The 25699-nt window shown below is 55.6% G+C and carries 17 protein-coding genes; 9 read left to right on the top strand and 8 right to left on the bottom strand.

Annotated elements, in window-relative coordinates:
• Nucleotides 1-57 precede the first annotated feature (57 nt).
• From alkB to K2184_RS07590, 4 genes are all read right to left on the bottom strand, one after another.
• Complete coding sequence (alkB, locus tag K2184_RS07605) at nucleotides 58-708, bottom strand: DNA oxidative demethylase AlkB (RefSeq protein WP_004103987.1); 651 nt, start codon at nucleotides 706-708, stop codon at nucleotides 58-60.
• Complete coding sequence (gene ada, locus K2184_RS07600) at nucleotides 708-1772, bottom strand: bifunctional DNA-binding transcriptional regulator/O6-methylguanine-DNA methyltransferase Ada (RefSeq protein ID WP_004103989.1); 1065 nt, start codon at nucleotides 1770-1772, stop codon at nucleotides 708-710. Before ada ends, alkB begins: the two co-directional genes overlap by 1 nt.
• Nucleotides 1773-1844: 72 nt before the next feature.
• Entirely contained in the window at nucleotides 1845-2897 is a 1053-nt protein-coding gene (gene apbE / locus K2184_RS07595; RefSeq protein ID WP_004103991.1) for an FAD:protein FMN transferase ApbE, read from the bottom strand.
• A gap of 102 nt (nucleotides 2898-2999) precedes the next feature.
• The gene (locus K2184_RS07590) at nucleotides 3000-4097 is read right to left on the bottom strand and encodes a porin OmpC (RefSeq protein ID WP_004103993.1); all 1098 of its coding nucleotides are present in this window, start codon (nucleotides 4095-4097) and stop codon (nucleotides 3000-3002) included.
• A 771-nt stretch (nucleotides 4098-4868) separates the two neighbouring features.
• Here K2184_RS07590 and rcsD point away from each other — a divergent pair.
• Nucleotides 4869-7529: a phosphotransferase RcsD gene (gene rcsD, locus K2184_RS07585; RefSeq protein WP_163525197.1), complete on the top strand. Its 2661-nt coding sequence runs from the start codon at nucleotides 4869-4871 to the stop codon at nucleotides 7527-7529.
• A gap of 16 nt (nucleotides 7530-7545) precedes the next feature.
• Nucleotides 7546-8196 carry a response regulator transcription factor RcsB gene (gene rcsB, locus K2184_RS07580; RefSeq protein WP_004103995.1) on the top strand — a complete coding sequence of 217 codons (651 nt, stop codon included), beginning with the start codon at nucleotides 7546-7548 and terminating at the stop codon, nucleotides 8194-8196.
• Between the two features lie 44 nt (nucleotides 8197-8240).
• On the opposite strand, the gene rcsC is transcribed toward rcsB, so the two are convergent.
• Together rcsC and gyrA are read right to left on the bottom strand one after the other, a co-directional pair.
• On the bottom strand, nucleotides 8241-11087 hold the full coding sequence (rcsC, locus tag K2184_RS07575) for a two-component system sensor histidine kinase RcsC (RefSeq protein ID WP_004114172.1): 2847 nt from the start codon (nucleotides 11085-11087) through the stop codon (nucleotides 8241-8243).
• A gap of 131 nt (nucleotides 11088-11218) precedes the next feature.
• Nucleotides 11219-13852: a DNA topoisomerase (ATP-hydrolyzing) subunit A gene (gene gyrA / locus K2184_RS07570; protein WP_004103997.1), complete on the bottom strand. Its 2634-nt coding sequence runs from the start codon at nucleotides 13850-13852 to the stop codon at nucleotides 11219-11221.
• Between the two features lie 184 nt (nucleotides 13853-14036).
• Between gyrA and ubiG the strand changes: the two genes are divergently transcribed.
• The 4 genes from ubiG (at nucleotide 14037) to yfaE (ending at nucleotide 18880) form a co-directional block, all read left to right on the top strand.
• Nucleotides 14037-14765 carry a bifunctional 2-polyprenyl-6-hydroxyphenol methylase/3-demethylubiquinol 3-O-methyltransferase UbiG gene (ubiG, locus tag K2184_RS07565; RefSeq protein ID WP_004114176.1) on the top strand — a complete coding sequence of 243 codons (729 nt, stop codon included), beginning with the start codon at nucleotides 14037-14039 and terminating at the stop codon, nucleotides 14763-14765.
• Nucleotides 14766-15109: 344 nt separating this feature from the next.
• Nucleotides 15110-17395, top strand: a complete 2286-nt coding sequence (gene nrdA / locus K2184_RS07560) for a class 1a ribonucleoside-diphosphate reductase subunit alpha (protein WP_004104000.1) — start codon at nucleotides 15110-15112, stop codon at nucleotides 17393-17395.
• A gap of 100 nt (nucleotides 17396-17495) precedes the next feature.
• On the top strand, nucleotides 17496-18626 hold the full coding sequence (nrdB, locus tag K2184_RS07555) for a class Ia ribonucleoside-diphosphate reductase subunit beta (RefSeq protein ID WP_004104001.1): 1131 nt from the start codon (nucleotides 17496-17498) through the stop codon (nucleotides 18624-18626).
• Nucleotides 18626-18880, top strand: coding sequence for a class I ribonucleotide reductase maintenance protein YfaE (gene yfaE / locus K2184_RS07550; protein ID WP_004104002.1), 255 nt, complete (start codon nucleotides 18626-18628; stop codon nucleotides 18878-18880). Before nrdB ends, yfaE begins: the two co-directional genes overlap by 1 nt.
• A 71-nt stretch (nucleotides 18881-18951) precedes the next feature.
• Here the strand turns inward: yfaE and glpQ are convergent, their stop codons facing one another.
• Both glpQ and glpT read right to left on the bottom strand, forming a co-directional pair.
• Entirely contained in the window at nucleotides 18952-20022 is a 1071-nt protein-coding gene (gene glpQ / locus K2184_RS07545; RefSeq protein WP_004114182.1) for a glycerophosphodiester phosphodiesterase, read from the bottom strand.
• Between the two features lie 9 nt (nucleotides 20023-20031).
• Entirely contained in the window at nucleotides 20032-21378 is a 1347-nt protein-coding gene (glpT, locus tag K2184_RS07540; protein WP_163525195.1) for a glycerol-3-phosphate transporter, read from the bottom strand.
• Nucleotides 21379-21649: 271 nt separating this feature from the next.
• Between glpT and glpA the strand changes: the two genes are divergently transcribed.
• From glpA to glpC, 3 genes are read left to right on the top strand one after another with little or no spacing between them, the layout of a single operon-like run.
• Nucleotides 21650-23272, top strand: a complete 1623-nt coding sequence (gene glpA, locus K2184_RS07535) for an anaerobic glycerol-3-phosphate dehydrogenase subunit A (protein ID WP_064344137.1) — start codon at nucleotides 21650-21652, stop codon at nucleotides 23270-23272.
• Nucleotides 23262-24521: a glycerol-3-phosphate dehydrogenase subunit GlpB gene (gene glpB / locus K2184_RS07530; protein ID WP_163525193.1), complete on the top strand. Its 1260-nt coding sequence runs from the start codon at nucleotides 23262-23264 to the stop codon at nucleotides 24519-24521. Before glpA ends, glpB begins: the two co-directional genes overlap by 11 nt.
• On the top strand, nucleotides 24518-25696 hold the full coding sequence (glpC, locus tag K2184_RS07525; RefSeq protein WP_163525191.1) for an anaerobic glycerol-3-phosphate dehydrogenase subunit GlpC: 1179 nt from the start codon (nucleotides 24518-24520) through the stop codon (nucleotides 25694-25696). The genes glpB and glpC overlap by 4 nt, the downstream gene beginning before the upstream one ends.
• The last annotated feature ends 3 nt before the right edge of the window (nucleotides 25697-25699 follow it).

Genomic DNA, 25699 nt, shown 5'->3' with positions numbered 1-25699 from the left:
CAAAAACAGCCAGCAGTTTAAACTGCTCGACGATGACAGCAAGAATAATTCTTATTTTTATTCTTTATTCCCTGCCAGGCGGAAAGTGAGATTGTAGCGACAGGAGCCGGTATCCGGATGAACCCCCTCTTTTAGCGGCTGAATGCCGTGGTAAAACAGCCGTGATTCGCCGCCCCAGACCACCACATCGCCGTGCTCCAGCAGCACCCGCTGTAGCGGATCGCTACGCCGCAGGCCGCCAAACTGGAATATCGCCGGCAACCCCAGCGAGACGGAGACGATCGGCGCCCGCAGGTCGCGCTCGTCTTTATCCTGATGCAGCGACAGCTTTGTGCCGGGCTGATAGCGATTAATAAGACACGCATCCGGGGTAAAGTGCGCATAGCCGCCCGCCGCCGCCGCCTCTGAGGCCAGCTCGCGGAAAAGCGGCGGCATCTGCGGCCAGCGCTTTTCCGTCAGCGGATCGTCGCTGGCATAGAGATAGCCGCGCGCGTTCGTGGTCCAGCCCAGCTCGCCACAGTTAGTCATCGCCACCGACATCGTATAGCCGCCGGGGGTAACCATCTGACGAAAAGGCGAACGATGGGCAATATCGGTGATTGCCTGCAAAAGCGCTGGCGCGCGTTCACGGGCGTAGCGGCGCAAAATTATCGCCCCCGGAGCCAGTTGCTCCTGCCAGGGCGGCGTATCGGCAAAAAGATCGAGCATTATGTCTCCTCGTATTGCGCTTCTCGCGCCAGCAGCAGCGCCTTACGCGCCGTTCCCCAACGATAGCCGGATAGCGCCCCACCCTCGCGAACCACACGATGACACGGGATAACCAGCGCCAGCTTATTGGCGGCACAGGCGCTGGCCACCGCCCTCACCGCGCGGGGACGCCCCATACTTTGCGCCACCTGGCGATAGCTGCGGGTCTCCCCCGCCGGGATCTGGCGCAGCGCCTGCCAGACCTGAAGCTGGAAAGCCGTGCCGCGCAGATCCAGCGGCAAAGAAAACGGCTGGCGATGATCGTTAAGATGAGAAAAGACCTGCGCAACCCGCAGGCGAAAGACTTCATCGCCTGGATGCAGTCGCGCATTGGGGAACAGGCTGGCTAATTGATCATACAGCGAGCTGTCGTTATCTCCCGGTAGCACGGCACAGATTCCCCGTTCGCTCTCAGCCACCAGGCAGCGCCCCAGCGGCCCGTCGCCGCATACCCAGGTAATGTCCATATTCTCACCGCCGCGGCGAAACTGACGGCCGGTCATCCCCAGCGCGGCGTCAGCCTGCTGATAGTAGCTGCTATTATCCGGGAAACCGGCGGATAGCGCCGCGTCGGTAATTTTCGCCCCCTGCCCTAACGCTTCGCGTAAACGGCGAGCGCGCCAGGCCTGTTGCCAGGCTTTGGGGGTCATACCGGTCACGGATTTAAAGAGGCGGTGAAAATGAAAGGGGCTAACCGCAAGCTGGCGTGCCAGTGCTTCCAGCGTGATCGGCGTCTCCTGCTCCAGCAGACGGCAGGCGGCAGCGACTTTCTCTACCTTCTGCTGCTGCGGATCGCTGTTTTCCGGCTGGCAGCGTTTGCACGGGCGAAAGCCTGCCGCCTGCGCGGTATCGACATCAGGATAGAAGCGAACATTTTCCCGCAGCGCGCGACGAGAGCGGCAGGACGGACGGCAGCAAACGCCGGTAGTCAGCACGGCAAAAACGAACTGACCATCGGCGCCGGTATCCCGTTCGCATACTGCCTGCCAGCGGCGCTCATCGGTATCAAACATTATCGGTTTCATCACGGACTCCTGCTGTAAGTGTAACTTCAGTCTGGGCCGAAGTCCGTTAGCAAAAACCCGAAATCTTGCGGTTTAATTTTTCTCGCCAACCAGGAAAGCGCGGAACTGCGGAGACATCCAGGTTTTAAACCCCTCCCCCTCTTTGACAATCATATAGACCGCCAGCCCCTGTTCACGCACCACCTCCTGCGCTTTTTCCGGCCCCAACACCATCAGCCCGGTATCCCAGCCATCGGCTTCCAGGGCCGTCGGAGCGATAACGGTCACCGAAACCAGCTTGTGATCGATTGGTCGCCCGGTTTGCGGATCGATGACGTGCGAGATGCGCTTGCCGTCCAGCTCATAGTAGTTGCGATAGCTGCCCGAGGTACTGATACCGTGGCCGTTAATATCGACGATCGCCTGTACCGCATTTTCGCGATCGGTCGGTTTCTGGATCGCTACCCGCCACGGTTGACCTTCGGCATTCATGCCCCGGCTCACCAGCGCCCCGCCCACCGAGACCAGGTAGCGCGAGATCCCCTCCTGTTCCATCAGGCGCGCCAGATGATCGGCAGCGTAGCCTTCACCGACGGTGGAGAGATCGACGAACAGATCCGCAATGTCTTTTTGCAGATACTGCCCGTCGGCCCGGTTGATCACCGTCAGATGCTGTAAGCCGCTACGCGCTTTGGCATCGGCAATCTGCTGCGGATCCGGCGTTTTTACCGGCTGTTTGTCCGGGCCAAAGCCCCATAAATTGACCAGCGGCCCGACGGTAATATCCATAGCGCCGTGAGTTTTAGCGCCAATTCGCAGGGACATCGTCACGATATCCGCCATCGCCTCGCTGACCGGCCAGGGCGATGTCTCCGGCGAATGGTTAAAGCGCATCAACGCTGAATCGTTCTTCCAGGTGGAAAGCAGACGATCGTCAGCATCCAGCTGAGCCTGAACTTTCTGACGCAGCGCCTCGGCCTTCGCCTGATCAAGGTCTATGACGCTGACCCGCCAGAATGTGCCCATGGTTTTACCGTCCAGTACGGTAGCGGCGGATTTTGGCGTCTGGGGAGAAGTGGCTGAATCACAACCTGAAAGTAATACCAGGGCCCCGAACAGGGCGGCGCGGAAAAATGTCATGTCCATAAAATTGGCTTCCTCTTGCTAAGGCCCAAAGAGTACACCAGCAAGGTTAAACCGGGCATAAAAAAAGGCGCCATCGGCGCCTTTTTTCAAACTTCAGCGTGCTTAGAACTGGTAAACCAGGCCCAGAGCAACGATGTCGTCGGTAGAGATACCGGCAGCACGGGTGAAGTTGTTTTCGTCCAGCAGGTTGATTTTGTAGTCAACGTAGGTGGACATGTTTTTGTTGAAGTAGTAGGTCGCGCCTACATCAACATATTTCAGCAGATCTTCGTCGCCGTAGCCACGTCCCAGGTCTTTACCTTTGGACTGCAGGTAAGCCACGGACGGACGCAGACCGAAGTCGAACTGGTACTGAGCAACCACTTCGAAGTTCTGCGCTTTGTTAGCAAAGCCCAGGGAACCGGCGCGAGTTGCGTTGTAGGTCTGGGTGTACTGAGACGCCAGATAGATGTTGTTGGCGTCATATTTCAGACCGCCGGTGTAGGTTTCAGCGTTGTCGCCGCGGCCCAGTGCTGCTTTGGTGTTCTGATCGCTAGTACGTTTAGAGTGAGAGTACGCAAAACCAGCGCTGATACCGTCATAGATATCATAGGTCAGAGAGGTGCCGTAGCCGTCGCCGTTCTGTTTATTCCAGTCACGACCATTGTTGGTGGAACCTTCACCGCTGGTGCTACCGTTTTTACCCTGGTACTGCAGAGCAAAGTTCAGACCGTCAACCAGACCGAAGAAGTCGGAGTTACGGTAGGTCGCCACGCCGTTAGCGCGAGACTGCAGGAAGTTATCAGAACCGTAGGTGTCGCCGCCGAATTCCGGCAGAACGTCGGTCCAGGAAGTCACGTCGTATACTACGCCGTAGTTACGACCGTAGTCGAAAGAACCCGCGTCGCCGAATTTCAGACCCGCAAATGCCAGACGAGTCCAGGACTGCTTGTCAGAACCTTCTACATTGTTCGCCTGAACGTTGTATTCCCACTGGCCGTAACCGGTCAGCTGGTCGTTGATCTGAGTTTCGCCTTTGATGCCCAGACGCATGTAGGTCTGGTCGCCATCGGAAGATTTGTCGTCAGAGAAATAGTGCAGACCGTCGATTTTACCGTACAGGTCTAATTTGTTGCCATCTTTGTTATAGACTTCAGCCGCATTCGCTGCGCCTGCTACCAGCAGAGCCGGTACCAGGAGGGACAGTACTTTAACTTTCATGTTATTAACCCTCTGTTTGTTATATGCCTTTTATTATTGCCACTGCTTACTGATTACCCTTCTAATCAGTCGGCTATTTCATTGTGCTGCAAAATGCAGAATAATCCAACAAGAATATGATACTAAAACTTCTAAGATGTTTCAAAATACCCACAAGATGTTTCAATTTGTAAATCCAAGGGAACTTTTTTTCTGCCACAAATGCGCAACTAAATAAGCACTAATAATCAAAAAATAAAAATTTTCAATCCCTGTCAATGAGTTACATGGTTACATCTCTATAGCACTGAATGGTAAAACAAAATTCTCGTCTGCGACTAAAATTAATCCCGCTATCATCATTAACTTTATTTATTACCGTCATTCAGTTCTGAATGTCTGTTTACCCCTATTTCAACCGGATGCCTCGCATCCGGTTTTTTTTACCCTTCTTTACACATCTTTAATTATTCCATGCTACTCGTGAAAAAAATAACGGTTATTAATCAAACAACTTACGTCTAAGCTCAACGCTATTTATATAATTTCTTGTTATTTAGTGCTATTTCCCTAAGGTAATCCGTCAATAATTGTACAAAAACAACTGCGGTGTACATCTTTGCTCGCATTACTGGTTTAAGATAAATCTCAAGGCAAAAAAGTCATTGTAGGGTATTCAGATGTATGGATTTTGGACGTTAACCTTTATACTGTTCGTAGCATCTGCGCTGCCCCCGGTTAACTTGGTGCAACAGTCCGTTTACACACACTGATGAGTCGTACTCTCACACGATGACCCCGAAAAAATTTTCCCTGATACCCGGCAACATTACCCGCTTCTTTATTCTCATGGTCATCGTCCTGCTGGCGGCGATGGGGGTCATGATCCAAAGCGCCGTTAACGCTTGGCTAAAAGATAAAAGCTACCAGGTTGTCGATGTCAGCTACGACTTGCATAAACGCATCGATACCTGGCGCTACGCCACCTGGCAAATCTATGACAACATCGCCGCAACCTCTGCCAGCTCAGCCTCCGAAACCGGGTTGCAGGAAACGCGTTTAAAGCAGGATGTTTACTATCTGGAGAAACCGCGGCGCAAAACCGAAGCGCTGATTTTTGGCTCTCATGACGGCTCAACGCTGGAAATGACGCAAAAAATCTCCAACTATCTCGATATCCTGTGGGGCGCCGAGACGATTCCCTGGTCAATGTATTATCTCAACGGCCTGGATAACAGCCTGATACTGGTTTCAACGCTGCCGTTAAAAGATCTCTCTTCCAGTTTCAAAGAATCGACGATCAGCAGCGTCGTTGAATCACGCCGGGCTGAGATGTTGCTGCAGGCCAATACCCTTGATGAACGCGAGACGTTTTCGTCGCTGCGCCACCTCGCCTGGCAAAACGGCTACTACTTCACCTTACGCACCACCTTTAACCAGCCCGGTCATCTGGCGACGGTAGTGGCCTTCGATCTGCCCATTAACGACCTCATTCCGCCGAGTATGTCTCTGGAGAGTTTCCGTCTGGAGCCCGATCCCTCGCAGAACGGAACCAGCAATCCGGATAAAGAAGCTGCCGACATCGTCAGCATTAACTTTAACGGCCCGCAGATTGAAATTATCACGACCATTAATACCACCGGTATGCGCCTGGTCTGGATGGTGCCCTTTAGCGAGCTGATTCTGGAATCGCTGCAAAATATTTTACTGCCGCTGTTGCTGAACATTGGTCTGCTGGCGCTGGCGCTGTTCGGATTTACCACCTTTCGTCACTACAGCGGACGTAAAAGCGTCGCGGGAACGGCTATCTCCTCGGCAGCCAATAGTGAACTACGCGCTCAGCGCGCCATACACGAAGAGATCGTTTCCCTGCTGCCGCTCGGGCTGCTGGTGCACGATCTGGAGGCTAACCGTACGGTGATCAGCAATCCGATCGCCGATCATCTGCTGCCGCATCTGAACCTGCAAAACATCATTAATATGGCCGATCAGCATCAGGGCGTGATCCAGGCGACGGTGAACAATGAACTGTATGAAATCCGTCAGTTCCGCAGTCAGGTTTCGCCACGAACGCAAATTTTTATTATTCGCGATCAGGACCGTGAGGTGATGGTGAATAAGAAACTTAAGCAGGCCCAGCGTCTGTATGAGAAAAATCAGCAGGGCCGCACGGCGTTTATGCAGCATATCGGCGCGGCGCTCAGGCAGCCGGCGCAGACGCTGGCGGAAGAAGCCGCGGCGCTCGGCATGGCAGAAAGCCGCAGGCTGGCCCAGCATGCGGACGAACTGGTGCAGTTGGTAGATGAAATCGAGCTGGCAAACCTGCTGGAGAGCGATAGCTGGAAGAGCGCTCAGGGTCTATTCTCGATTCAGGAACTGATAGATGAAGTGGTGCCTGAAGTGCTACCTATCATCAAACGTAAGGGTCTACAGCTGCTGATTAACAACGCCTTGCCGGCCAATGAGCAACGCTACGGCGATCGCGACGCCCTGCGCCGTACGCTTTTACTGCTTATCCAGTATTCGGTTACCACCACGCCTATTGGCAAAATTACTCTGGAAGTGAGTAAAGATGAATCAGCGGACGATCGTCTGACCTTCCGTATTCTCGATACCGGCAACGGCGTTTCCGCAAACGAAATTGACAATATGCACTTCCCGTTCCTCAACGATACGCAGGCAGACCTCTACGGCAAGGCCAACGCCCTCACCTTCTGGCTCTGCGATCGCCTGACGCGCAAGCTCGGCGGGCAGCTCAATATCAAAGCACGCGAGTCGCTGGGTACCCGCTACTCCCTGCATTTAAAAATGGCCGCCAGCGCAGAGGAGAGTGAGTCAGGGGAACATCTGCTGGATGACGTGGTGATATTGCTTGATGTGACCGCCAATGAAGTCCGCCGTATTGTGACTCGCCAGCTGGAGAGCTGGGGGGCCACCTGCATCACGCCGGATGACAGAATCACAAGTCAACAATATGATCTCTTTTTAACGGATAATCCGTCTAATCTTACTGCTTCGGGCTTGCTTTTAAGCGATGATGAAGCCCGGGTTCATAAGATTGGTCCTGGTCAGCTCCGCGTAAACTTTAATATCAGCGCTGCGCTGCAGGAAGCTATCCTGCAATTGATTGAGCAGCAGCTTGCAGAGGAAGAGGAGCAGCCTTCCTCTGCCGGTAGCGAAAGTAACGCCGAACTGCATGCCAGCGGCTATTACACGCTGTTTGCTGACACGGTACCAGATGATGTTAAGAGGCTGTATAATGAACGGGCAACGGGCGATTTCGCCGCGCTGGCGCAGACCGCTCACCGCCTCAAAGGGGCGTTTGCTATGCTAAATCTGGTACCCGGCAAGCAGTTATGTGAAACGCTTGAGCATCTGATCCGAGAAAAAGATGCGCAAGGCATAGAAAAATATATCAGCGACATTGACGACTACGTCAAGAGCTTGCTGTAGCAAGGTAGCCTAATACATGAACAATATGAACGTAATTATTGCCGATGACCATCCGATCGTACTGTTCGGTATTCGTAAGTCACTTGAACAAATTGAGTGGGTGAACGTTGTCGGCGAGTTTGAAGACTCCACCGCATTAATCAACAATCTGCCAAAACTGGACGCACATGTCCTGATTACCGATTTATCCATGCCCGGTGATAAATACGGCGATGGCATTACGCTTATCAAATACATCAAGCGTCATTTCCCGGACCTGTCAATCATTGTACTGACGATGAATAACAACCCGGCGATCCTTAGCGCGGTTCTGGATCTGGACATAGAAGGGATTGTCCTGAAACAGGGGGCGCCAACCGACCTGCCTAAAGCGCTGGCAGCGCTGCAAAAAGGCAAAAAATTCACTCCCGAGAGCGTTTCGCGCCTGCTGGAAAAAATCAGCGCCGGCGGTTACGGCGACAAACGTTTGTCGCCGAAAGAGAGTGAAGTGCTGCGCCTGTTCGCCGAAGGCTTCCTGGTCACCGAGATAGCCAAAAAGCTCAACCGCAGCATCAAAACCATCAGTAGCCAGAAAAAATCGGCGATGATGAAGCTCGGCGTGGAAAACGACATCGCCCTGCTGAACTACCTCTCTTCCGTTTCCCTGAGTTCCACCGACAAAGACTAAACTCTTTTCTTCCCGGATAGCGCGGCGTTATCCGGGCAGCTTCTCTACTCCCTTCCCTTACGTACCCGCGTAGCGTAGAGCGTTAACGTCTGCTTAATGATATCCAGCGTGACCGGCTTAGAAAGACAGCTGTCCATACCGGATTCCAGGCAGCGCTGCTTCTCTTCCGCCAGCGCGTTGGCGGTGACGCCAATCACCGGCAGCGTGAGCCCCAGCTGGCGAATACGCTGAGTCAGGCGATAGCCGTCCATGTTCGGCATGTTGACATCGCTGAGCACGATATCAATATGCTGTTTGCTCAGGACATTCAGCGCATCGACCCCATCATTTGCCGTCACGCACTGATAGCCCAGCGATCCAAGCTGATCGGCCAACAGGCGGCGGTTGATCGGATGATCGTCAACCACCAGAATCATCATGTCATCATTGCTGGCGTTTTGCGCATCCGCGGCAGCTAGCGCAGGGCCGTTATCCGCACTGGCTACGGCAATATGGAAGATGCGTCCCAGCAGCGGCAGGAGCTCGTGCGGCGTGGCGACGCTATGCAGCCACTCGCCGGGTGCCCGCTCTTGCGGAATACCGATATGCCGACGAGAGAAGATCACCATCGCGCAGCCAGCCCAGGCTTCATGCGTCTCGCTATCGGTTAACAGAATATCTTCCGCTCCCGGCGTTTGCCCGTCAAAACGACGGACAGGAACGCCGTGGAAGGTCAGCAACTGCTCGACGAACACCGCCAGCGAGCTGTTATCAATCGCCAGCCAGCAGCATTTTTCAGCCAGGCCATCAATATTCAGCGGCGGCGTATTTTGCACGCCATAAAGCGGGATACGAATAGTGAATCGACTGCCCATACCCGGTTCGGTTTCGACGGCAATATCGCCATCCATCATGCTGATAAGCTTTTCACAAATCGCCAGGCCGAGCCCGGTTCCCTGGAAGTTGCGCTGCACGCCGGTACCGACCTGGAAGAACGGATCAAACAGGCGTAGCACCTCTTTCGCCGGGATCCCTTCGCCGGTGTCGCGTACGCTGATGCGCAGATAATCATCCGCCCGCTCTACGTGCAGGACAATACAGCCGGTATCGGTAAACTTAATCGCATTACTCAACAGGTTTGAAATAACCTGCTGCAGGCGCATCGGATCGCCGGACATCAGTTGCGGAACGTCTGGCTCAATAAAGCAGTACAGCCCAAGATGTTTACGCACCACCAGCGGCAGATAGTTGGCGGAGATATGGTTCATTACCTCACGCGGCGAAAACTCCCGCGGCTCAATTTTAAGCTGCTCGGACTCAATTTTAGAGAAATCGAGAATATCGCTAATGATTTTCAGCAGCAGGCTGGAAGAGTTGTTCATCGCTGTCACCAGACGATCGACGCCCTTCGGTAGCTCCTTGGTCTGCAAGAGATCGAGGTTGCCGATAATCCCGTACAGCGGCGTACGCAGTTCGTGGCTGACGGTGGCGAGGAACATCGATTTCGACTGGCTGGCCTGCTCGGCGGCCTGGGCCATCTCCTGCAGGGACTCTTCCATTTTGACGCGCGCCGATACGTCCACCAGTACGCAGATCGCCACGTTCTCGTTGCGATAGCGCGAATGGACAAAGCTGATTTGCAGGTTGGTATTATTGCTGGTCAGCACATCGACAAAGTTTACCTGCTGGCCGCAGATAATTTGCGTCAGCCGCTGCCGGTCCTCATGAGTTAACATGTTGAGATAGTTATGCGCCAGCTCGTTACTCAGGATATTGGTGCCGTCGAGGGTACGTAAAATACAGATCCCCACCGGCGCGGAGGCAACGATTTTGCGGTTGAACTGCTCATGCTCTTCCAGGCGCTGGGCATCATTTTCGGCCGGAATAAAAATCCGTCGTTCATACATTCGGGCGAGGGCGAAAAGGAGCGCGCCGGTGAGCAGATTGAGTACCACCGCGTTCAGTATCAGCATCCGAATGCGTTCCAGCACCTGATCTACCGGCACCGAATAGACAATACTTAAGGATGACGGCGGCAGGCTTTTTTTCATCGCCAGCTCGCGAAAACCCGCGGTATAGCCAAACCACAGACGTTCCTGCATCCACTTCGCGTCCGGTTTGATATTGCTATTCGATCCGGCAAGTGAAATCAGCGACTGTCCATTATCGTCAAGGATCGTCACGTTCATCGGCAAACTGCCCGGGGTAAAGAAACTTTCCATACGGATGGTTTGCTCTACGCCAAGCATCGCCTGCAGACGATTCGCCACATAGATGGGCGTGAGCGCATAGAAATAGCCAACGCCCGGGCGCACGCCCTGGCTTATCCAGAACAGATTATTGCCGCGCTCGTTTTGCGGCGCGTCGCGATACTGCTCAATGCGCTGATGCAGTACTTTAAGCGCCTGGTCCCGCTCCAGCGGGATATCACGCAGGCCGAAGTTGGCCATGCACAGATTGTCGCTACCAATCAAAAAAATACGATTGAGGTCGTAGGCCGTGGAGAAATTGTCGCGCCAGTAGCGCATAAACCACGCCAATGACTGCAGCGAATTACGCCAGGTGGAACTCATCAGCGCACAGTCGGAATCCGGATAGAGCGGTTCAAAATCAGGAATTGAAATATTGCCGCGCTGGGCCGGCGTATCGCCGCCTTCGCCGCCATCTATCGGCCGATTACCGGCAACATATTTCAGCTCCTTAATCACGTCGGCCGTACGCTGTATATAGCGCTGCGCCTGATCGGCATTGAGGTTAAATTCCTGGCGAATTTCCGATTCCCGATCGTGCAAAGCGTTGACGATGTAAAACACCGAAACAAAAGCGACCAGCACCCACAGCAGTACCGCCAGCGCTCTGAACAGATAGCGTGAAACTTTTAACGTGTTATGGAAAGAAGCTAGATATTTCAATGTGGCGATGCTCGGCCGTCAGGGGCTCAACAGAATGGCGTTAAGGTAACGATAAAACTACGGTCCCGCAACGGGAAAACAAAAAGGGCCGGGGATGAGCCCGACCCTTTCAGAACAATTACCGCAGAGAATTACTCTTCATCTTCGGCGATGTCATCGTCAGTGTCCGCTTCCGGCGCGATATCTTCATCGCCTTCCGCCGCGCTGCCGTCGATGGCATCCAGCTCTTCGTCATCAACCGGCTCAGCAACGCGCTGCAGACCGACCACGTTTTCATCTTCCGCGGTACGAATCAGGATCACGCCCTGAGTGTTACGGCCGACAATGCTCACCTCGGAAACGCGAGTTCGTACCAGCGTGCCCGCATCGGTGATCATCATAATCTGGTCGCAGTCATCAACCTGCACCGCGCCCACCACGGAACCGTTGCGTTCGGTCACTTTGATTGAGATTACGCCCTGGGTCGCACGCGACTTGGTTGGATACTCTTCAGCCGCGGTACGTTTACCGTAGCCATTCTGCGTAACGGTCAGGATGGCCCCTTCACCGCGCGGAATGATCAACGAAACCACTTTATCTTCGCCGGCCAGCTTGATGCCGCGTACGCCGGTAGCGGTACGGCCCATTGCTCGGACGGCGTCCTCTTTAAAGCGCACCACTTTACCGGCGGCGGAGAACAGCATAACTTCGTCCTGACCGGAGGTCAGATCGACGCCAATCAGCTCGTCGCCTTCGTTGAGGTTAACCGCGATAATACCGGCAGAACGCGGACGGCTGAATTCGGTCAGCGCCGTTTTCTTCACGGTACCGCTGGCGGTAGCCATAAAGACGTTCACGCCCTCTTCGTACTCACGTACCGGCAGAATCGCGGTGATACGTTCGTTGGCTTCGAGCGGCAGCAGGTTGACGATCGGACGCCCGCGCGCACCGCGGCTGGCTTCCGGCAGCTGATAAACCTTCATCCAGTAGAGACGCCCGCGGCTGGAGAAGCAGAGGATCGTGTCGTGGGTGTTGGCCACCAGCAGGCGGTCGATAAAGTCTTCTTCTTTTATACGCGCCGCAGATTTACCTTTACCGCCACGACGCTGTGCTTCGTAATCGGTTAACGGCTGGTACTTCACGTAGCCCTGATGCGAAAGGGTCACGACAACATCTTCCTGGTTGATCAGGTCTTCGATGTTGATATCCGCGCTGTTAGCGGTGATCTCGGTACGACGCGCGTCGCCGAACTGTTCACGGACCAGCTCCAGCTCTTCACGGATAACTTCCATCAGGCGATCGGCGCTGCCCAGAATGTGCAGCAGTTCCGCAATCTGTTCCAGCAGCTCTTTGTATTCATCGAGCAGTTTTTCATGCTCAAGACCGGTCAGTTTCTGCAAACGCAGATCCAGAATCGCCTGCGCCTGCTGTTCGGTCAGGTAGTACTGACCGTCGCGTACGCCGAACTCAGGCTCCAGCCATTCCGGACGAGCGGCGTCATCGCCTGCGCGTTCCAGCATAGCGGAAACGTTGCCCAGATCCCATGAACGCGCGATTAATGCTGCTTTCGCTTCCGCCGGAGTCGGCGCGCGGCGAATCAGTTCGATAATCGGATCGATGTTGGCCAGGGCAATCGCCAGCGCTTCGAGGATATGCGCGCGATCGCGGGCTTTACGCAGTTCAAAAATAGTACGACGGGTCACCACTTCGCGGCGGTGGCGCACGAACGCGGCAATAATTTCTTTCAGGTTCATGATCTTCGGCTGACCATGGTGCAGGGCAACCATGTTGATACCGAAGGAGACCTGGAGCTGAGTCTGCGAATAGAGGTTGTTAAGCACCACCTCACCCACCGCATCGCGCTTCACTTCAATCACGATGCGCATGCCATCTTTATCAGACTCGTCGCGCAGCGCGCTGATGCCTTCAACGCGTTTGTCTTTGACCAGCTCGGCGATTTTCTCAATCAGGCGCGCTTTGTTCACCTGATACGGAATTTCATGCACGATGATGGTTTCGCGGCCGGTCTTCGCGTCAGCTTCCACTTCCGCGCGAGCGCGAATGTACACTTTTCCGCGACCCGTACGATAGGCCTCTTCAATGCCGCGGCGACCGTTGATGATCGCAGCGGTCGGGAAGTCCGGGCCGGGAATATGTTCCATCAGCCCTTCAATGCTGATGTCTTCGTTTTCAACGTAGGCCAGACAGCCGTTGATCACTTCGGTCAGGTTGTGCGGCGGAATATTAGTCGCCATACCTACCGCGATACCGGACGAACCGTTGACTAGCAGGTTCGGGATTTTGGTCGGCATAACGTCAGGGATTTTCTCCGTGCCGTCATAGTTATCGACGAAATCCACCGTCTCTTTTTCGAGGTCGGCCATCAGTTCATGGGCGATCTTCGACATACGGATTTCCGTATAACGCATCGCTGCGGCGGAGTCGCCGTCGACCGAACCAAAGTTACCCTGGCCATCTACCAGCATATAACGCAGGGAGAATGGCTGCGCCATACGTACAATGGTGTCGTATACGGCAGTATCACCATGAGGGTGGTATTTACCGATGACGTCACCCACGACACGGGCAGATTTTTTATAGGCTTTGTTCCAGTCATTGCCCAATACGTTCATGGCGTATAGTACGCGACGGTGTACCGGCTTCAGGCCATCTCGGACATCCGGCAGCGCACGGCCAACAATGACCGACATCGCATAATCCAGATAGGAGCTCTTCAGCTCTTCCTCAATGTTGACCGGTGTAATTTCTCTCGCAAGGTCGCTCATCTAACCGCTATCCCTCTACTGTATCCCGGATTCAAAGGTCGCAAATTATAACACAGCCGCGGTGATACGGGTAAACCTATACCCAATGATTTTCGCGCTGTGACAGGGACAGGGATAGACGGTTTATTCATCGCGGAGGCCTGATATACTTGCCGGTCTGAACTGAACAGGAGTAATAGCGCCCATGAATGCCGAAAAACCGTCGGTGGCCCACAATGTTGATCATAATGAAATCGCTAAATTTGAAGCCGTCGCATCGCGCTGGTGGGATTTAGAGGGCGAATTCAAACCGTTACATCGCATTAATCCTTTGCGTCTTGGCTATATTGCGGAGCGCTCAGGCGGCCTGTTTGGTAAGAAAGTGCTGGATGTCGGCTGCGGCGGCGGCATCCTGGCAGAAAGCATGGCCCGGGAAGGCGCTACGGTCACCGGTCTGGATATGGGGTTTGAACCGCTTCAGGTCGCGAAACTGCATGCCCTGGAGAGCGGTATTCAGGTCGACTATGTCCAGGAAACCGTGGAAGAACACGCGGCGAAGCACGCCGGGGAGTACGATGTCGTCACCTGCATGGAGATGCTGGAGCACGTGCCGGACCCGCAGTCGGTCGTTCACGCCTGCGCGCGGCTGGTCAAGCCTGGCGGCCAGGTATTCTTCTCTACCATTAACCGTAACGGTAAAGCCTGGCTGATGGCGGTTGTCGGCGCCGAGTACGTCATGAAGATGGTGCCGAAGGGAACCCACGATGTGAAGAAATTCATTAAACCAGCGGAGCTGCTCGGCTGGGTGGATGAGACAATTCTGAAAGAGCAGCACATTACCGGTCTTCATTACAATCCGCTGACCAATACCTTCAAGCTGGCGCCGGGGGTGGATGTTAACTATATGTTGCATACAACGGCGAAAAAAGCATAACGTCAGCAGTTTTTCCTATGATGATTGCGCGGCATCAAGCCGCGTGATTATTTCTTCCGATGAAGAAATCAGCACTCGATCAAATTTTCATTTTTTTTTCAGATTTATTGACATCTTCTCCAGGCCTTATGGGGCGTGGATTTCGCGATTATCACCCTTCCGCAACCTCAATTTAACGTCAAAATCAACTCTTGTACTCAAAAGAATCCTTACTAGAATACTCACCATATAGCGTTTCTTTTATCGACCACCCCCTACATATAGTATTTATCCACAGAGTTAGTCACAACGGCGATCTGTGGATAAGTGGGGGATATTTTCTTTCACGGACAGGTATAAACCACATGAATCAGAGTCTGCTGGTGACAAAGCGCGACGGTAGCACCGAGCGCATCAATCTCGACAAAATCCACCGCGTGCTGGATTGGGCGGCAGAAGGGCTGAATAACGTATCCATCTCCCAGGTAGAACTGCGTTCCCACATTCAGTTCTATGACGGCATTAAAACCGCCGATATTCACGAAACCATTATCAAAGCCGCTGCGGATCTGATCTCCCGCGACGCGCCGGACTACCAGTATCTCGCCGCTCGTCTGGCGATTTTCCACCTGCGCAAAAAAGCCTACGGCCAGTTTGAGCCGCCAGCGTTGTTCGACCACGTGTCGAAAATGGTGAAAAACGGCAAATACGATACTCATCTGCTGGAAGACTACACGGAAGAAGAGTTCAAGCAGATGGATTCGTTTATCGAGCACGATCGCGATATGACCTTCTCCTACGCTGCGGTTAAGCAGCTCGAAGGCAAATATCTGGTACAGAACCGCGTCACCGGTGAGATCTACGAAAGCGCCCAGTTCCTGTACATTCTGGTGGCCGCCTGCCTGTTCTCCAACTATCCGCGCGAGACGCGTCTGGACTATATCAAGCGTTTCTATGACGCGGTGTCGACGTTTAAAATCTCGCTGCCGACGCCGATTATGTCCGGCGTGCGTACCCCGACCCGTCAGTTCAGCTCCTGCGTGCTGATCGAGTGCGGTGATAGCCTGGATTCTATTAACGCGACCTCCAGCGCGATTGTTAAATACGTTTCTCAGCGCGCCGGTATCGGCATCAATGCCGGCCGCATCCGCGCGCTGGGTAGCCCGATTCGCGGCGGTGAAGCTTTCCACACCGGCTGTATTCCGTTCTATAAGCACTTCCAGACCGCAGTGAAATCCTGCTCGCAGGGCGGCGTCCGCGGCGGTGCCGCCACCCTCTTCTACCCGATGTGGCATCTGGAAGTCGAAAGCCTGCTGGTGCTGAAAAACAACCGCGGTACCGACGCCAACCGCGTTCGTCATATGGACTACGGCGTACAGATCAACAAGCTGATGTACACTCGCCTGCTGAAAGGCGGAGACATCACCCTGTTCAGCCCATCCGACGTTCCGGGCCTGTACGATGCGTTCTTCGCCGACCAGGACGAGTTCGAGCGCCTGTATACCCAATACGAGCAGGACGACAGCATCCGCAAGCAGCGCATTAAAGCCGTAGAGCTGTTCTCGCTGATGATGCAGGAGCGTGCCTCCACCGGTCGTATCTACATCCAGAACGTGGACCACTGCAACACCCACAGCCCGTTTGACCCGGTTGTCGCGCCGGTGCGCCAGTCCAACCTGTGCCTGGAAATCGCCCTGCCGACCAAGCCGCTGGAAGATGTAAACGACGAGAACGGTGAAATTGCGCTGTGCACCCTGTCCGCTTTCAACCTCGGGGTTATCGATAGCCTGGATGAGCTGGAAGAGCTGGCGGTGCTGGCCGTTCGCGCGCTGGATGCACTGCTGGATTACCAGGACTACCCGATCCCGGCGGCCAAACGCGGCGCGATGGGCCGTCGTACGCTGGGTATTGGCGTGATTAACTTTGCCTACTATCTGGCGAAGCACGGTAAACGCTATTCCGACGGCAGCGCTAACAACCTGACGCATAAAACGTTCGAAGCGATTCAGTACTATCTGCTGAAAGCTTCTAACGAGCTGGCGATCGAACAAGGCGCGTGCCCGTGGTTTAACGAAACCACCTATGCAAAAGGCATTCTGCCGATCGATACCTACAAGAAAGACCTGGATGCTATCGTCAGCGAATCTCTGCACTACGATTGGGAGCGGCTTCGCGAGTCGATCAAAACGCACGGCCTGCGTAACTCCACGCTCTCCGCGCTGATGCCGTCCGAGACCTCTTCGCAGATCTCCAACGCCACCAACGGCATTGAACCGCCGCGCGGTCACGTCAGCATCAAAGCGTCAAAAGACGGTATCCTGCGCCAGGTGGTGCCGGATTACGAAAAACTGCAGAACGGCTACGAGCTGCTGTGGGAAATGCCGAACAACGACGGTTATTTACAGCTGGTCGGTATTATGCAGAAGTTTATCGACCAGTCGATTTCCGCCAATACCAACTACGACCCGACGCGCTTCCCGTCAGGCAAAGTGCCGATGCAGCAGTTGCTGAAAGACTTGCTCAATGCCTATAAGTTCGGCGTCAAAACGCTGTACTATCACAACACTCGCGATGGCGCGGAAGATGCCCAGGATGACCTGGCGCCGTCTATTCAGGACGACGGCTGCGAAAGCGGCGCATGTAAGATCTAAGTTTTTTGCCGGGCGGCGCGATGCTGGCCCGGCCTAAGGTTTTGTAGGCCCGGCAAACTCACTGCCGCCGGGCGATACAATCTCAACAGGACTCACTTCAATGGCATATACCACTTTTTCTCAGACTAAAAACGATCAGCTGCTTGAGCCGATGTTTTTTGGTCAGCCGGTGAACGTCGCCCGCTACGATCAGCAAAAATATGACATCTTCGAAAAGCTGATTGAAAAACAGCTCTCCTTCTTCTGGCGTCCGGAAGAGGTTGACGTTTCCCGCGACCGTATCGACTACCAGGCGCTGCCGGAACACGAAAAACACATTTTTATCAGCAACCTGAAATATCAGACGCTGCTGGACTCGATCCAGGGACGCAGCCCGAACGTTGCCCTGCTGCCGCTGATTTCCATTCCTGAGCTGGAAACCTGGGTTGAAACCTGGGCGTTCTCGGAGACCATCCACTCGCGCTCCTACACCCATATCATCCGCAATATCGTTAACGATCCGGCGATGGTATTTGACGATATCGTCACCAACGAGCAGATCCAAAAACGCGCGGAAGGCATTTCCAGCTATTACGATGAATTGATTGAGCTGACCAGCTACTGGCATCTGCTGGGCGAAGGCACCCACAGCGTGAACGGTAAAACCATTACCGTGAACCTGCGCGAGCTGAAGAAGAAACTGTACCTGTGCCTGATGAGCGTGAACGCGCTGGAAGCCATCCGTTTTTACGTCAGCTTCGCCTGCTCTTTCGCCTTTGCCGAGCGCAAGCTGATGGAAGGTAACGCCAAGATTATCCGTCTGATCGCCCGCGACGAAGCGCTGCACCTGACCGGCACTCAGCACATGCTGAATCTGCTGCGCTCCGGCGTTGACGATCCGGAAATGGCGGAAATCGCCGAAGAGTGCAAGCAGGAGTGCTACGACCTGTTCGTGCTGGCGGCACAGCAGGAGAAAGAGTGGGCGGATTATCTGTTCCGCGACGGTTCGATGATCGGCCTGAACAAAGATATTCTTTGCCAGTACGTTGAGTACATTACTAACATCCGCATGCAGGCGGTAGGTCTCGATCTGCCGTTCCAGACCCGCTCCAACCCGATCCCGTGGATCAACACCTGGCTGGTGTCCGATAACGTGCAGGTCGCGCCGCAGGAAGTGGAAGTCAGCTCTTATCTGGTCGGGCAGATCGATTCCGAAGTCGACGCTGACGATCTGAGCAACTTCCAGCTCTGATGAAACGCATTTTCTTGAAGATTTCTGACACTCGCCTTGAGTGTCAGGATGAACATCCCTCCCTGCTGGCGGCCCTGGAATCGCACAATATCGACGTGGAGTATCAGTGCCGCGAAGGATACTGCGGATCGTGTCGTCTGCGGCTGGTTTCCGGTCAGGTTGACTGGCTCACCGAGCCGCTGGCGTTTGTCCAGCCGGGAGAGATTTTGCCCTGCTGCTGCCGGGCAAAAGGCGATATCGAAATTGAGATGTAAGTTTTGTCGGGCGGCATAACGCTTATGCGCCCGACAAAACTGCCGTTCACAGGCCGGGTAAACCCGGCTTTTTACTGCTTAGCGTGCAGAAACTGCACGGCTTTATCCGGAAAATCGGTGAACAAGCCGTCGACATCCGCCTGATGGTACAGCACGTTATAGAGCTGATTGACGTCAATGGCGTAGTCAGGCAATTGATCCGCGCGAACCGTGTATGGATGTACCTGCATGCCGCTGGCGTGCGCCTCTTTCACCATTGCCGTCAGCTTCACGTCTCCCGGTTTCGAGCCTTCCGCCACCAGCATATGGTAGTCTGGACCAATACCGTCAGCGTACTGGGCGATCTGCGCCATTGCCCCTGGTTTGAACATCCAGTCATAGCTGTAGTTCACCCACTTGCCGTCAGCCTGCCGCTGCTGGGTCTCATTCCAGTCGGTATAGGCGATAAGCTGCACCAGATTGAGATCCATCCCCATTTTCGGCTCCAGTTCATGCTTAATACGCTTGAGCTCGTTGGCGTCAAAGCACTGCAGATACACCTTATCCTGCTTGCCGGTGTAACCATATTCCTTCAGCACTTTCAGCGTGCTGGCGGCAATATCCTTGCCTTCCTGATGGTGGAACCACGGCGCTTTGATTTCCGGGTAGATGCCGATGTTTTTGCCGGTCGAATGGTTTAACCCCTGGACAAACTCAATCTCCTCTTCGAAGGTATGAATGCGGAAATCAGATTTCCCCATCGGGAAGCGACCCGGATAAGTTTGCACGTTCTTGCCATCTTTCGGTTCAAACCCTTCGGTAAACTTCAGCGACTTTATCTCAGCGAGGGTAAAGTCGATAGCGTAGAAGCGGCCATCTTTACGCGCCCGCTGCGGGAAACGCTGGGCCACGTCGGTCACCCGATCCAGATAGTGGTCATGCAGGACCACCAGCCGGTCATCTTTGGTCATCACCAGGTCTTGCTCAAGGTAATCCGCCCCCTGCGCGTAGGCCATCGCTTTCGCCGGCAGGGTATGTTCCGGCAGATAGCCGCTGGCGCCGCGGTGGGCGATAACGATTTTCTCTCCCGCCACGGCGCTGAAGGAGAGCGCCGTGGCGGCCAGCAGCACTCCGCTCATCAGGGTGGTTAATTGACTTTTCATCGCCGCACCTTAACCTTGTTTCATCTGTTGATGGTGGCGTCGTTCACCCAGCATCACGATAATCAGCAGCACAACCGCCAGCACGCTGCCGCCGATCATCACCATAAAGCCGCCGTCCCAGCCGAAGAAATCGACGGTATAGCCAACGATGGCGCTCGCGGCCACGGAACCGCCGAGATAGCCGAACAGGCCGGTGAAGCCCGCAGCGGTGCCGGCGGCTTTTTTCGGCGCCAGCTCCAGCGCATGCAGGCCAATCAGCATCACCGGGCCATAAATCAGGAAGCCGATAATAATCATACAGGCCATATCCACGCCCGGGTTACCCGGCGGGTTCAGCCAGTAGACAACGGTGGCGATGGTGACCAGGGTCATAAAGAAGACGCCGGTCGCGCCGCGGTTGCCTTTAAACACTTTATCCGACATCCAGCCGCACAGTAGAGTGCCCGGAATCCCCGCATATTCATAAAGGAAGTAGGCCCAGGAGGATTTATCCAGCGCGAAGTGCTTAACCTCTTTCAGGTAGGTTGGCGACCAGTCAAGAATGCCGTAGCGCAGCAGGTAAACAAACACGTTTGCAACGGCGATGTACCACAACAGCTTGTTCGGCAGGATATACTGCATAAAGATCTGCTTTGCGGTCAGCTCCTCTTCATGCTTCTCGCTGTAGTCATCAGGATAATCGTTTTTATACTCTTCGATCGGCGGCAAACCGCAGGACTGCGGAGTATCGCGCATCATCGCGAAGGCGAAAATCGCCAGCAGGATCGCGCCGAAAGCCGGCATATACAGCGCCGCATGCCAGTCGTTAAACCACGCCATTCCCAGCAGGAACAGCAGCGGCGGGATCCCGCCGCCGACGTTATGCGCGCAGTTCCATACCGACACGATACCGCCGCGCTCTTTCTGCGACCACCAATGCACCATCGTACGTCCGCACGGCGGCCAGCCCATCCCCTGGAACCAGCCGCACAGGAACAGCAGAACGAACATCACCATAATGCTGGAGGTCGCCCAAGGGACGAAGCCCATCACCAGCATCACCAGCGCGGCAAGAATCAAGCCTGCCGGTAAAAAAATGCGCGGATTCGAGCGGTCGGAAACCGACCCCATGATGAATTTCGAAAATCCGTAGGCGATGGAGATACCGGAAAGGGCAAAACCGAGGTCGCCACGGGAGAACCCCTGCTCGATAAGGTAGGGCATTGCTAAAGCAAAGTTCTTACGAACCAAATAGTAAGCAGCATATCCGAAGAAAATACCGATAAAGATCTGCCAGCGTAATCGAGGATATAAAGGATCGATTTCCGCGGTTGGCAATCGCGCTTTATGCGCTGCGGGTTTAAATATACTTAACATATCAGCCTCCGTGGCCATTGCTGTTCTTCTGACGTCGACGCAAAAAAACGTAATTTATTCACCAACTTCTGATTTGGTCGCGATAGTAGGCAAAGCGTAAATCTAATACTGTGAAATGTCGCACACTTTGTTACAGAAATATGACAGCATTTTCTAATATGCGCACAAAGTCACAACAAACGCTCGAATTGCGCGCAAATATGCTCGAAATCAAACATTAAATGCTGTCGATATGGCTAAATGAAGTAAAACGAAAACAGAGGACGGGGAGATGGCCGATAGTCGTGAATATGACGTCATTATTATTGGCGGCGGCGCCACCGGCGCCGGGATCGCGCGCGACTGCGCGCTGCGCGGGCTAAAGGCAGCGCTGGTGGAGCGCTACGATATCGCCACCGGCGCGACTGGCCGTAACCACGGTCTGCTGCACAGCGGCGCGCGCTATGCGGTCACCGATAGCGAATCAGCGCGCGAGTGCATTAGCGAAAACCGTATATTGCGCCGTATCGCCCGCCACTGCATAGAGCCCACCAGCGGCCTGTTTATTACCTTGCCGGAAGATGACCCGGCGTACCAGTACACCTTTATCAGCGCCTGTCAGCAGGCAGGTATCGAAGCCCAGCCGCTAACGCCCGCCGAAGCGCTGCGTATTGAGCCCGCGGTTAACCCGGCGCTGCTCGGCGCGGTACAGGTTCCCGACGGCACCGTCGATCCTTTCCGCCTCACCGCGGCGAATATGCTCGATGCCCGCGAACATGGCGCGACGATCCTCACCGGCTGCGAAGTCACCGGTCTGCTGCGGCAGGGCGATCGTGTCCATGGCGTCGCGATCTACAATCATCAGCGCCGAGAATCGCGCGCGCTGCGCGCTCAGGTGGTGGTTAACGCCGCCGGGATTTGGGGGCAGCGCATCGCAGAGTACGCCGACCTGCGCATCGCGATGTTTCCGGCAAAAGGATCTTTGCTGATCCTCGACCACCGCATTAACCGTCAGGTTATCAACCGCTGCCGCAAACCAGCTGACGCCGATATCCTGGTGCCCGGCGATACTATTTCGCTGATTGGCACCACCTCAATGCATATTCCCTATGACGAAATTGACGACAACCGGGTAACCACCGAGGAAGTCGAAACGCTGCTGCGGGAGGGAGAAAAGCTGGCGCCGATCATGGGGCGGACGCGGGTCCTTCGCGCCTATTCCGGTATACGCCCGCTGGTCGCCAGCGATGACGATCCCAGTGGCCGTAGCGTCAGCCGCGGTATCGTGCTGCTCGACCACGCCCGCCGCGACGGTATGGAAGGCTTCATCACCATCACCGGCGGTAAGCTGATGACCTATCGTCTGATGGCGGAGTGGGCCACGGATGCGCTATGCCGCAAGCTCGGAAATACCGCCCCCTGCACGACCGCCGATACGCCGCTGCCCGGTTCGCAGGAACCGGCGGAAGCCACGCTAAGTAAAATCATCTCGTTACCTGCGCCGCTGCGCGGGTCGGCCATCTACCGCCACGGCGATCGCACCCCGGCATGGCTTGGCGATAGCCGCCAGCGCCGTAGCCTGGTCTGCGAATGCGAGGCGGTCACTGCCGGAGAAGTAGAGTACGCGGTTGAAAACCTGGCGGTGAAAAACCTGCTTGACCTGCGCCGCCGTACCCGCGTCGGCATGGGAACCTGTCAGGGCGAACTGTGCGCCTGCCGCGCCGCCGGGCTGCTCGCGCGTTTTAACGTCACCACCTCCGCGCGGTCCCTCACCCAGCTGTCCCAATTTTTGAACGAACGCTGGAAAGGCGTTCAGCCGGTGGCCTGGGGGGATGCGCTGCGCGAAAGCGAGTTTACCCGCTGGGTTTATCTCGGTCTGTGCGGATTAGAAAAGGAGCACCAGGATGAAGTTTGATTGCGCGATTATTGGCGGCGGCCTTGCCGGGCTGCTCTGCGGGCTGGCGCTCAACCAGCGCGGCCTGCACAGCGTGATTATCAGCCGGGGCCAAAGCGCCCTGCACTTCTCTTCCGCCTCGCTGGATTTGCTCTCGACGCTGCCGAATGGCGAAACCGTCACCGATGTTGCTTACGGTATCGGCCAGTTGGCCCGCCAGCTTCCCGAACACCCTTATGCCAGGCTCGGCGCCGAAAGGGTGATGAATTACGCCCGCCAGGCTCAGGCGCTGTTTGCCGACTGCGGGATTGCCATGCAGGGCGATGCCAGCCAGCCGCATCTGCGCGTGACGCCGCTGGGAATCTTACGCGCGGCCTGGCTTTCTCCGCAGGAAATCGCCACCGCGCCGCTGCCAGTCAGCGGCGTCTGCGTCGTTGGCATCAGCGGGTTCGGCGACTTCCAGCCGCATCTTGCCGCGGCCTCTCTGCACCAGCACGGCGTGACCGCCGAAGCCCACGAGATAGAATTATCCCTTCTTGATGTTCTGCGCGATAGCCCATCCGAATTTCGCGCCGCCAATATCGCCCGCCGGCTGGACGATGAAGCGCACTGGCCGGCCCTGCTGGCGGCGCTGCGCCCGCTGGCGCAGCAGCATAATTTACTGATTATGCCCGCCTGCTTCGGCCTCGCCGACGATCGCTTGTACCAGTGGCTGCGGCAGCGTCTGCCCTGCCCGCTGCGCCTGCTGCCTACCCTGCCGCCATCGGTGCCGGGCATGCGCCTGCACGCCCAGCTGCAGCGGCAATTTATCCGCAGCGGCGGGACCTGGCTGACCGGGGATGAAGTCATTGATATCAGCCACCAGGACGGTAGGGTTAACGCGATCTGGACGCGCAATCACGGCGATATTCCGCTGCGTCCGCGCTTCGCTGTGCTGGCCAGCGGCAGCTTTTTCAGCAACGGGCTGGTCGCCGAACGTAGCGGCGTGCGCGAGCCGATCCTCGGTCTGGATCTGCAGCAGACGCTGCCGCGCGAAAGCTGGTATCAGCAGGATTTTTTTGCCTCGCAGCCCTGGCAGCGTTTCGGCCTGAAAACCGATGAGGCTCTGCGTCCCCAGCGTCAGGGGCGGACGCTGGAGAATCTGTTCGCCGTCGGTTCGATCCTCGGCGGTTTTGATGCCATCGCGCTGGGATGCGGCGGCGGCGTGTGCGCAGTGACCGCGCTTCACGCCGCAGGGCTAATTGGCGAGCTTGCCGGAGGTGAGTCATGAACGACACGCGCTTTGAACACTGTATTAAATGCACCGTTTGCACCACCGCCTGCCCGGTCAGCCGGGTTAGTCCGCGCTACCCGGGGCCAAAACAGGCCGGGCCGGACGGCGAGCGCCTGCGCCTGAAAGACGGCGCGCTCTACGACGAGGCGTTAAAATACTGCATTAACTGTAAACGCTGTGAAGTCGCCTGCCCTTCAGACGTCAAAATCGGCGATATTATCCAGCGGGCGCGCATGGAATACGGCCGGCAAAAGCCCACGCTGCGCGATACCATCCTCAGCCACACCGATCTGATGGGCACCCTCTCCACGCCGTTTGCTCCGCTGGTAAACGCCGCCACCGGGCTGATGCCGGTACGTCGGGTACTGGATGCCGCGCTCAAAATCGATCACCGCCGCTCGCTGCCCAAATATGGCTTCGGCACCTTTCGCCGCGCGTATCGACAGCTGGCTGGCCAACAGGCGCAGTACGCCGAGCAGGTAGCCTTCTTTCACGGCTGCTATGTGAACTACAACAATCCGCAGTTGGGTAAAGATCTTATCCGGGTGCTCAACGCCATAGGCATCGGCGTGCAGCTATTGCATAAAGAAAAATGCTGCGGCGTGCCGCTCATTGCCAACGGTTTTTTTGCGAAGGCGCGTAAACAGGCACAGAGCAACGTTACCGCGATGCGGGAAAATAACCTGCCAGTGGTGGCGACGTCCTCGACCTGCACTTTTACGCTGCGCGATGAATATCCGCACATCCTTGATATCGATAATCACGATGTGCGCGACCGGGTTGAACTGGCGACCCGCTGGATCTGGCGTCAGCTGGACGCCGGACGGAAGCTGGCGCTGAAATCGCTGCCGCTGAAGGTGATCTATCACACGCCCTGCCATATGGAGAAGATGGGCTGGTCGCTGTATACCCTTGAGCTATTGCGGCTGATCCCCGGCTTGCAGCTGGAGGTGCTCGACTCGCAATGCTGCGGTATTGCCGGCACCTTCGGCTTCAAGTCGGAGAATTACGACTCATCGCAGGCGATTGGCGCGCCGCTGTTCCGACAAATTGAGGAGAGCGGCGCGGACCTGGTAGTGACCGACTGTGAAACCTGTAAATGGCAGATAGAGATGTCCACCAGTAAACGCTGCGAGCATCCCATCACTCTGCTGGCGCAGGCGCTGGCCTGACGC

This window comes from Klebsiella sp. K5-306 (assembly GCF_051835185.1).
In the GTDB taxonomy this organism is placed as follows: Bacteria; Pseudomonadota; Gammaproteobacteria; order Enterobacterales; family Enterobacteriaceae; genus Klebsiella; species Klebsiella oxytoca.
The sequence above is the reverse complement of the archived record's forward strand: the minus strand, read 5'-3'. Positions and strand labels throughout refer to the sequence as shown.